This is a genomic window from Ilumatobacter sp. (genome assembly GCF_049588435.1).
Classification (GTDB): domain Bacteria; phylum Actinomycetota; class Acidimicrobiia; order Acidimicrobiales; family Ilumatobacteraceae; genus Ilumatobacter_A.
The window spans coordinates 1-10,048 of sequence record NZ_JBAVYV010000578.1 but is presented as its reverse complement, the minus strand read 5'-3'; the positions used below and the strand labels follow the sequence as shown (position 1 = coordinate 10,048).

Sequence of the window (10,048 nt, the reverse complement as noted above, 5' to 3'; positions counted from 1 at the left end):
CCTGTTCATCGTGCTCGCCGCAGGGTGCCTGCTCCTGCTGTACGACGAGCGTTGGCTGCTCGCCGGCCTGGCGGCGGCACTGACGACTGCCGCGCGCCCGAACGGGGTCGCCATCGTGCTCGCCTGCCTGGTCGCAGCGGTGATCGCGATCCGGACGAAACGCCAGTGGAGCGCGCTGGTCTCGGTGGTGCTCGCACCGCTCGGATTCGTCGCCTTCCAGCTCTACGTCGATTCCACGGCCGACGAACGAGGAGCGTGGTTCCGCGTCCAGAGCGAGGCATGGTCGGAAGGCACGAGCTTCGGAGCGACGGCGGTCCAGAACACGTTCGGCTTCCTCACGAGCCCGTTGTCGTCCACGGCGGACGCTCTGACCGTTCTTTCGCTCGGCGTCCTGGCGCTGATGGCCTACGCCGGATGGAAGCGTCGCCTTCCGCTCCCGTGGGTCGCCTTCAGCGCCGTCATCGTCGCATTGATGCTGATTCCCGAGACCGTGACCGCCCGACCGCGCTTCGTGTTCACCGCGTTTCCGATGTTCATCGCGATCGCTGCATGGTGGCCACAGCCGGCTGCCCGAAAGGTCACCGATGAACGTTCCGATGAGGGCGCTGAAGCCGCCGGCGACGTCACCGTCGATGGCACGGACGGTGTCGCCGATGTGGATGACTCGCTGAGTTGGCAGCGCCAGTCGTGGACGCTCACGATGATCCTCTGCGGCGCGGGCCTCGCCGTTCTGACCAACCTCTACGCAGTCTTCGGCGCGATTCCGTGATGCGCACGCTGATCGTGGTCCCGACGCACAACGAGGCCGACAACATCGCGGCGCTGCTCGATGCGCTCGACCACCACGTGCCGGGTGTGGACATCCTCGTTCTCGACGATGCATCGACCGACGAGACGCGCCCGATCGTCCGCGCCCGCCTCGAGTCGAACCCGGGACTGCGCCTGATCGAACGGGAGGTCAAGGGCGGGCTCGGCAACGCATACGTCCACGCGTTCAAGGTCGCCCTCGCCGACGGCTACGACGCGGTCGTCCAGATCGATGCCGACCTGTCCCACGACCCGGCGACGCTGCCGATGATGCTCGATCTGGCCGAGCGCGAGATCTCGGTCGTGATCGGCTCCCGGTACATCCCGGGTGGCGCGGTGGTCGGCTGGTCGCGACGGCGAACCTGGTTGTCGCGTTGGGGAAATCGGTATGCAGCGATCGCCCTCGGCCTCGCGATCAACGATGCGACCGCGGGCTACCGCGTCTACCGCACCGACACGCTGCGTGCGATCGATCTCGGCGCGATGCGCGCCGAGGGCTACGGCTTCCAGATCGAGATGACGTACCGGGCCGTCGCCGCGGGCTGCAGCATCGTCGAGATCCCGATCACGTTCCGCGACCGGGTGGCCGGATCGTCGAAGATGAGTGGCAACATCGTGCGCGAGGCCTTCGCTCTCGTCACCTGGTGGGCGATCCGCGACGCGGTGACGCTGCGGCGACGACGCCGCGCCTACAACGAGGACTGACGCCGTCGGAGAGCCACCCGGTCGCTCGATCGGGCGCTGGACGACGGAGACGCGGTCCGAGGTGCGTCAGCGACGCTCCAACGCGCTGTCCGAATCGAACGCGATCGCGCTGCACCACGTTGCCGTGTGCCCGCTCGACTCAGACGAGGATCGCTAGGCTCCAGCGGTCATGTCGGACCCTGCGAACACCCCGCGCACCGTGGCGCGATTCGCCGATGGTCTCTTGCACTCCGACCTGCCCCGACTGGGCGAGGAGCGCCGGCGCGAGGCCGTCGATTTCATCGGTCGCCGCGTCCTGGTTCTTCCGTCGATCACCCGCTTCGGGGTCCTCGTGATCGCCGCAGCGGTCGACGTCGCCGGGACCGTCGTCGGGCACGAACGGATGCGCGGCGTTGTGACGAAACTCCCGGTCCCGTTGGTCAGCGAATACCCCCGTCTCGTCCGCTCGCTCGGCTACGCCTACGTCTGGGAGACGTGGCCCGACACCAGGGTCGACGGCGCCGCGACCCCGGACGCGGCCCCGGACGCGCCCCCACGCGCGACCTCGGACGCGACCCCGGACATCCGGACGGCACCCGAGCCTTCCGTGGCGACCGACTCGGGAAGGTCCGGCACACGATGAGCGAGCGGCGTGTGGCCCATCACGACTGCGATGTGTTGATCGTCGGCTCCGGAGCCGGCGGGGCGACCACCGCGGCGATCCTGGCCGAGGCCGGTCACGACGTGCTCATCGTCGAGGAGGGCCCGTGGATCGAGCAGGGCAGCGTCGTTCCGTTCTCGCTCGACCAGATGGACAAGCAGTACCGCTCCGGTGGCGTGACCGTCGCGCTCGGGCTGCCGTCGATCGCCTACACCGAGGGTCGCTGCGCCGGTGGAGGAACCGAGGTCAACAGCGGTCTGTACTGGCGGCCACCCGAGGCGACGCTCGATCGCTGGCGTTCGCGCTACCGCATCCGGGACTTCGCGACCGACGACCTGCTCGACATCTGCGAGGAGGTCGAGCAGGAGCTGAGCGTCCAGAAGGTCCCCGGTGTGCACACCGAGGCGAGCGAGATCCTCCGTCGCGGCGCCGACCGTCTCGGCTGGAAGAACGACGAGATCCCGCGCTGGATGACCTATCCCGACGGGGCTGCGGCCACCGACGGCAAACGCCAGAGCATGACCCGGACCTACCTGCCGCGAGCGTTCGCGGCGGGGGCGCGCATCCTCTGCGAGCACCGACTCGACAAGATCACCCGCACCGGTCGTCGGGCCACCGGTGCCGAGCTGACGTACACGCCCGGCTCGGCAGCCGACGGAGCCATCGACGGATCCACCGACGGATCCACTGACGGGGAGGCCGTCGACGTGACGATCGGCTTCCGCGACGTGATCGTGTGCGGCGGCGCGATCCAGACCCCGGCGATTCTCCAACGCGCCGGGCTCCGGCACCGGATCGGGCGCACCCTGGCCGTGCATCCGACCGTCAAGCTCGCCGCCCGATTCGACAGCCCGGTGAACACCCCCGAGGACGTCTCGGTGTTCCAGGTCAAACAGTTCGCGCCGAACATCTCGTTCGGTGGATCCGCGAGCCATCCCGGCCTGGTCGCGCTGGCATTGACCGACAACTGGCGCGACTTCGGATCGGCGGTGACCGCGTGGCCCGACCTCGCCATCTACTACGCCGCCATCACCAGCGAGGGACGTGGGCTCGTGCAGACGATTCCGGGCGTCCGCGATCCACTGGTCACGTATCGCCTCACCAAGCGCGATCGTGACCTGCTCGGTCAGGGCCTGGCCCGCTTGGCGATGGTGATGCTCGAGGCCGGTGCCGAAGAGGTCTACCCGTCGTTCAAGAACGCGCCGCTCGTCCGCGACCGGGCCGATCTCGCGACCATGACGTCGATGTTCGCTGCGAGCAAGGCGAGCGTGATGACCGTGCATCTCTGCAGCACCGCTCCGATGGGCGATGACGAGCGGCGTTGCGCGACCGACAGCCACGGGCTGGTCCACGGAACCGACAACGTCTACGTCAACGACGCGGCACTGCTGCCCGAGGCGCCCGGGGTCAACCCCCAGGCGTCGGTGATGGCGGTCGCGATTCGCAATGCACGGCGCTACCGCGACGACAGGTCAGGATGAGCCCCGACATGAACACCGAGATGAACGCCGACGAGAACACCGATCCGAACACCGGGGCGAGCACCGCCGAGCACGCGGTCATCGGGTGCCTGACACAGGATGACGGGATCGATGCTCCGGACGTGACGATCGTGACGGGCGCCGCCGGGTGGCTCGGAACCGGACTGGTGACCGCGTTGTCCGGCAGCGGCCGGTGGGCACGGAGTGGGCGCGTGCGCGGCCTCGTGCGGGTCGACGAGGCGACCGATCACCTGCCGGTGACGAACGATCACTCGGGTCCATCTGCGTCGCTCGAGTTGGTGCGCGGCGACGTCACCGACGCGGCATCGCTGGACCGCCTGTTCGACGGCCTCGGCGCCGACACGGTCGTCGACGTGATCCACACCGCCGGCGTGATCCACCCGGTCGCGTCGATCGACGAGTTCGACGCGGTCAACCATGTCGGGACGCGCAACGTCATGCAGGCCGCGCTGCGACACGGCGTCCGCCGCGTCGTGCACGTCTCGTCGAACAGCCCGTTCGGCACGAACGGCGACCGCAGCGATCGATTCGGCAACGACGAGCCGTATCACCCGTACCTCGGCTACGGCCGGTCCAAGATGGACGGCGAGCTCGCGGTTCTCGACGCCGTCGACGCCGGCCTGAACGCCGTGATGGTGCGACCTCCGTGGTTCTACGGACCCCACCAGCCCGCCCGTCAGACGACCTTCTTCACGATGGTCAGGAAGGGCAGGTTCCCGGTCCTCGGCGACGGCGGCCAGGTCCGCTCGATGACCTACATCGACAATCTCGTCGAAGGCATCATTCGCGCCGAACTCATCGACACCGCACCCGGTCTCGGTTGGTGGATCGCCGATGCCGAGCCGTACACCGTCACCGAGATCGTGGCGACCGTCGGCGATGCGCTCCGGGCGGAGGGCTTCGACGTGAAACCGAACCGGTTCCGTCTCCCCGAAGTCGCCGGCACCGTCGCCGAGAAGATCGACACGCTCGCCCAACGGTCGGGTCGCTACATCACGCCGTTCCACGTGCTCGGCGAGATGAACAAGAACATCGCCGTCGACATCTCCGCCGCGCGCCGTGACCTCGGGTACGACCCGCAGGTCGCGCTCCCGGAGGGGATGGCCTCGAGCATCCGCTGGTGCCTCGATCAGGGGATCGAACTGTGACGCGCTACCTGGTCACCGGCGGGAGCGGGTACTTCGGAGCGCTCGTCGTCGGGCGACTGCACGCAGCGGGCCACGATGTCCGCGTGCTCGATCTCAACGACGCCGACGATCGGTCGACGTCGGTCGACTTCGTGCGCGGCGACGTCCGCGATCGCGCGGTGGTGCGCGAGGCGGTCGACGGAATCGACGTCGTGCTCAACAACGTCGCGCAGGTTCCGCTCGCCAAGGACCACGAACTGCTCCGCACGGTCAACGTCGACGGCACGGCGAACCTGCTGCGCGCCGCTGCCGACGCCGGAGTCGACAAGGTGATCCACACGTCGTCGAGCGCGGTCTTCGGCGTCCCTCGGGTCAACCCGGTGCTCCCGACCACGGTGCCGTCGCCGATGGAGGCGTACGGTCACGCCAAACTCGCCGCCGAGTGGGCGTGTCTCGCGGCAGCTCGCGACGGACTCGATGTCTCGATCGTGCGACCGCGCACGATCCTCGGGCACGGCCGCCTCGGGATCTTCGGGATCCTGTTCGAGTGGATCGCCGACGGCAAGGACCCGATCGTCCTCGGGGACGGTTCGAACCGGTACCAGTTCGTGCATTCCGATGATCTCGCTGACGTCTGCGTCCTCGCCGCCGAGCGTGAGGGCCCCGGCGTGTTCAACGTGGGGACCGATCGGTTCTCGACGATGCGTGAGACGCTGCAGTCGTTGTGCATCCATGCGGGCACCGACGCAACGGTGCGGTCGCTCCCGGCCGGTCCGGCCTCGATCGCGATGTAGGCCACCGCCGGGCTGGGGCTCACCCCGGTCGCGCCGTACCACTGGATGATGTATTCGAAGTCGATGTGGTTCGACATCGAGCACCTCCACGACGAGCTCGGCTGGACCCCGAACTGGTCGACCGACGAGATGTTCGCCCAGAGCTACGACTGGTTCGTGGCCAACCGCGCGATCACCGACGATGCCTCGGCATCGCACCATCGCCGCAGCTCGAAGCAGGGTGTCCTGAAGCTCGCGAAGCGGTTGTCGGGCCTGCTCCCCCAGGCCGGGTGAGCGCCGTGGGCGGTGTGCTCGAGCGGATCCGTCACCGTCAGACCGCGATCTCGGTCGTCATCCTCGGGTTGCTCGCGTACATCCCCGCCCTGACCGCTGCCCCGGGCCGGATGCCGGCCGACTCGAAGCTGTACGTGTATCTGAACCCGGGTCGGTTCATCGCCGACACCACGACCACGTTCGATCCCCGCCAGTTCGCCGGCTGGGTGCCGCACCAACACATCGCCTACCTGTGGCCGACCGCGCCCTGGTTCTGGTTCTTCGACACGGTCGGCGTCTCGGATTGGGTCGCCCATCGGCTCTGGATCGGGACGCTGCTGTTCGCCGCCGGGCTCGGTGTGCGATGGATGACCCGCGTGCTGGGATTCGCTCCGCTCGCCGCGCTCGTTGCCGCCCTCGTCTACCAACTGTCGCCCTACGTCCTCCCCTACATCTCCCGGACGTCGGTCCTGCTGCTCCCCTACGCCGGCCTCGGCTGGATCGTCGGCCTGACCGTGCTGGCGAGCCTGCGCGGGCGATGGCGATACCCCGCGGCGATCGCCCTCGTGGTGCTCACCGTCGGTGCGGTCAACGCCACCGCGTTGGCGATGGTCATTCCCGCTCCCGCGCTCTGGCTGATCCACGCAGCGTGGGGTCACTCGATCACGTGGCGTCGAGCAGCTGCGACGGCGGCCAAGACGGCCGTGCTCTGTCTCGGGGTGTCGCTCTGGTGGATCGCGATGCTGATCATCCAGGGCCGTCACGGCGCTGATGTCCTGGCCTACTCCGAGTCGCTCGAGTCGGTGTCGTTCACGTCGACGTCCACCGAGGTGACCCGTGGGCTCGGCTACTGGCTGTTCTACGTGCGCGATGCGTACGGGGCAACGACCACCGCGTCGCTCGACCACCTCGTCTCCGGCCGGACGGTGCTGGCCGGTTACCTCGTCCTCGCAGCATGCCTCGCGGGTCTCGTCTGTTTCCGCTGGGCTCACCGTCGGTACGCGGCGTTGCTGTTCGGGGCCGGCGTGATCCTCGGCGTGGGTGTCCACCCGATCGACGACCCGTCACCGGTGATGTCGCTGCTCGTCGGCGATGGTGAAGGAGGGCTCGCCCTCGCCCTGCGGAGCAGCACGCGAGCCGTCCCGGTCCTCCTGCTCGGACTCGCCCTGGGCGGTGCGACGCTGGTGACCCGGATCGGTGCGATTCGTCTTCCGAGTTTCTCCGGGCGATCCGGTTCGGCGGTCTCCGCGCGCGTGATCCGAGTGGTCACCGCCGGTGTCCTGGGTCTGTGCGCGATCGTCGCGCTGCCCGCTCTCCGGAACGGTGGCTTCGTCGATCCGGTGCTCGAACGGGATCAGGATCCTCCCGCAGCGTGGACGGACGCGGCAGCGGAGCTGGACGCTCGGCCGGAGGGATTTCGGGTGCTCCAGGTCCCCGGGACCGAGTTCGGCGCGTTCCAGTGGGGCTACACGGTCGACCAGCCGCTGCCCGCGCTCACCGAGCGGGCGCTGGTCACCCGCGACCTGCTCCCCCTCGGAAGTCCGGCGGCGATGGACCTCGTGTTCGCGCTCGACGACCGGATCCAGACCGACACCATCGAGCCGGAGGCCGTCGCCGCCGTGTCGAGACTGCTCGGCGTCGACACCATCTGGGTCTCGGGCGATGTTGCATACGACCGCTTCCGTCTCGCCCGTCCCGAGGTCGTCCTCGACGAGCTGACATCTGCCGAGGCGGTCGATGCCGGCCTCGTCGATCCCGTGGCGTTCGGCGATCCCACGGTGATGGGCGCGCAGATCCCGATGATCGACAATCGCTCGCTCGGCGATCCCCGGGTCGGTGAACCGATCGCTCCGGTGACGCTGATCGAGGTGGCCGACCCGGTCCCGACCGTCCGGGTGAAGGACGACACCGTGATCCTCGCCGGGGATGGCGATGGGATCATCGATGCCGCGGCTGCGGGCGTCGTCGACGGGACCGAGGCGGTGATCTACGACGCCTCGCTGAGCGAGATGTCCGCCGAGACGGTCGACACGGTGCTCGCCGAGCCGTACCGCTACGTCGTCACCGACTCGAACCGGGATCGTGCACACCACTGGCGCAGTTCCCAGGACGTCACGGGTTTCACCGAGTCCGTCGATCCCGAATCCGACGTGCTCCGCTTCGAGAGCGGCGACCAGCGCCTCGACGTCTTCGGCGAGGGCGCGGACGAGAACGACGTAGATGGGAACGATGGGGGCGACAGCTCGGACCGCCAGACCGTGTCCGTACAGCAGGGACCCGTGACCGCCGAGGCGAGCGGCTACGGCGAGCGGTTCGCCTACCTCCCCGAGGAACGCCCGGTGATGGCGATCGACGGTGATCCGACGACGGCCTGGATCGTGGCCGACCGCGCTCCGGCGATCGGGGAGTTCATCGAGCTCACCGTCGATGCCGATGCCGATGCCGATGCCGATGCCGATGCCGATGCCGACGCCTCGATCGGTCACGTCGACCTGCTCCAACCTTCGGCCGGTCCTGACGAGCGGACGATCACCGAGGTCGAGATCACGGTCGACGACGGAACACCGGAGCGCCACGCACTCGACGACACGTCCCGGACCGGTTCAGGGCAGCGGATCCCCCTCGACGACATGACCGCCGGGTCGAGTCATGTCGTGCGCATCACGATCACCGCGACCACGACACCGCAGCCTCCGATCGGTGAGGCGATCGGCGGAGTCGGGTTCGCCGAGGTCGACTTCGGCGTGGGGCCGACCACCGAGTTCATCAGGACCCCGGTCGATGTTCTCGGACTGACCGCCGACGCGGACGGCACCGACATCGTGCTGACCCGCCTGCGCACCGAGCCGAGTGATCGGTGGCGCGACGACCCCGAACCGACGCTGCGTCGCTCGGTCGAATTGAGTGCGCCCTTGACCGTCGACACCGACACCACTCTGCGACTCGACCGCCGTCTGGACGACGAACGCCTGGCCGAGTTGCTCGGGGAGCCGGTGGTCGCCTCGACCCACCTCACCGGTGTGCCCGCAGCTCGCGGTGCCGCTGCGTTCGACGACGACGTGTCGACCGCGTGGATCACGACGTTCGACCGCGGTGTCGGAGAACGGGTGACGATCACCGGAGATGAGTCCGGCACCACTGCGAGCCGGCTCTCGATCACGCAGCCGAACGGAGATCACTCCCCGATCACCGGGATGCGGATCACCGACCAGGAGGGTTCGTTCGATGTCCCCCTCGCAGGCCTGGACGTCGTCGTCGATCTCCCGCGCGCCATCGACCTCGCCGAGGTCACGTTCGAGATCAGCTCCGTCGACCCACGCTTCGTGCAGAACCGACGTTTCAACGAGCCGACTCAACTGCCGACGGCCATCTCCGAGATCCGCTTCGACGACCGCTCGCCTGCCGTCCGGCCGGTCGATCGGCTGTTCGCCGAGTGTGCCGACGGGTTCCTCACCATCGACGGCGAGGACGTTCCGGTGAGCTTCGACGTGTCGACCGGCGGTGCACTCGCGGGCGACGCGATCCCGACCGAATCGTGCGTCGGGCCGTTCGAACTCGCGCCGGGCGCGCACACGGTCGGGTCCGAGCCGGGTTCGTCCACCGGGTTCGACGTCGATCGGGTCGTGATGTCGACCACTGACACACCGGGCACGGCCACCGACGGGTCGGCCTCGGTGATCGATCCGACCGACACGGTGCTGGTGGCGTCGTCCGCCCGCCATCGCACGCTCGACGTGCCGGCGTGTCCCGATGGCTGCTGGGTGATCCTCGGGGAAGGGTTCAACCCCGCCTGGTCGGCGAGCGCCGAGGGCACCGATCTCGGTGAACCGGTGCTGATCGACGGGAACGCGAACGGCTGGTGGCTCGCACCGACGACCGCGACCACCCGGGTCGAGATCGAGTGGACGGCTCAGCGCAGTCTGAACATCGCCTTCGCCCTCACCACGCTGTCCGTACTGGCATGCCTCGTCCTGGTGCTTCGCGACCGGCGCCGATTCGATCGACGCGGGGCGCTCGGCCCCACCCCGGCGGCCGACGTGCGAGCGGAAGCATCCCGACGCGCGCTCATCGTCTCGGCGGCGATCACCAGCGTCGCGTCGGCGTTGTTCATCGACTGGATCTGGTCGGTACCGGCGGCCATCGTGTGGACGGTCGCGCTCCTCGCATCTCGAACATGGAGCCAACGCATCGTCGGCATCGCCGGTGCCGTCATCATCTTCG

The 10,048-nt window shown here is 68.7% G+C and carries 8 protein-coding genes; all 8 read left to right on the top strand.

The window, feature by feature from the left end; all coding sequences use genetic code 11:
• Positions 1-769 (top strand): hypothetical protein (locus WBV89_RS21775; protein ID WP_423983429.1); only part of this gene is annotated, 769 nt, incomplete at its 5' end.
• Positions 769-1,512 carry a polyprenol monophosphomannose synthase gene (locus WBV89_RS21770; RefSeq protein ID WP_423983428.1) on the top strand — a complete coding sequence of 248 codons (744 nt, stop codon included), beginning with the start codon at positions 769-771 and terminating at the stop codon, positions 1,510-1,512. The genes WBV89_RS21775 and WBV89_RS21770, both read left to right, overlap by 1 nt.
• A 169-nt stretch (positions 1,513-1,681) precedes the next feature.
• On the top strand, positions 1,682-2,134 hold the full coding sequence (locus tag WBV89_RS21765; protein ID WP_423983427.1) for a hypothetical protein: 453 nt from the start codon (positions 1,682-1,684) through the stop codon (positions 2,132-2,134).
• Positions 2,131-3,633, top strand: a complete 1,503-nt coding sequence (locus WBV89_RS21760; protein WP_423983426.1) for an FAD-dependent oxidoreductase — start codon at positions 2,131-2,133, stop codon at positions 3,631-3,633. The genes WBV89_RS21765 and WBV89_RS21760 overlap by 4 nt, the downstream gene beginning before the upstream one ends.
• Positions 3,634-3,641: 8 nt before the next feature.
• A complete protein-coding gene (locus WBV89_RS21755; RefSeq protein ID WP_423983425.1) occupies positions 3,642-4,802 on the top strand; it encodes an NAD-dependent epimerase/dehydratase family protein in 1,161 nt (386 codons plus the stop codon).
• Positions 4,799-5,575, top strand: a complete 777-nt coding sequence (locus tag WBV89_RS21750; RefSeq protein WP_423983424.1) for an NAD-dependent epimerase/dehydratase family protein — start codon at positions 4,799-4,801, stop codon at positions 5,573-5,575. Before WBV89_RS21755 ends, WBV89_RS21750 begins: the two co-directional genes overlap by 4 nt.
• 48 nt (positions 5,576-5,623) lie before the next feature.
• On the top strand, positions 5,624-5,848 hold the full coding sequence (locus WBV89_RS21745) for a hypothetical protein (protein ID WP_423983423.1): 225 nt from the start codon (positions 5,624-5,626) through the stop codon (positions 5,846-5,848).
• Positions 5,845-10,048 (top strand): alpha-(1->3)-arabinofuranosyltransferase domain-containing protein (locus WBV89_RS21740; protein WP_423983422.1); only part of this gene is annotated, 4,204 nt, incomplete at its 3' end. The genes WBV89_RS21745 and WBV89_RS21740, both read left to right, overlap by 4 nt.

Bases quoted from the DNA above. Each gene is read 5' to 3' on its own strand.
- WBV89_RS21745 (WP_423983423.1), top strand. From the start codon at position 5,624: ATGTATTCGAAGTCGATGTGGTTCGACATCGAGCACCTCCACGACGAG.
- WBV89_RS21770 (WP_423983428.1), top strand. From the start codon at position 769: ATGCGCACGCTGATCGTGGTCCCGACGCACAACGAGGCCGACAACATC.
- WBV89_RS21760 (WP_423983426.1), top strand. From the start codon at position 2,131: ATGAGCGAGCGGCGTGTGGCCCATCACGACTGCGATGTGTTGATCGTC.
- WBV89_RS21755 (WP_423983425.1), top strand. From the start codon at position 3,642: ATGAACACCGAGATGAACGCCGACGAGAACACCGATCCGAACACCGGG.
- WBV89_RS21765 (WP_423983427.1), top strand. From the start codon at position 1,682: ATGTCGGACCCTGCGAACACCCCGCGCACCGTGGCGCGATTCGCCGAT.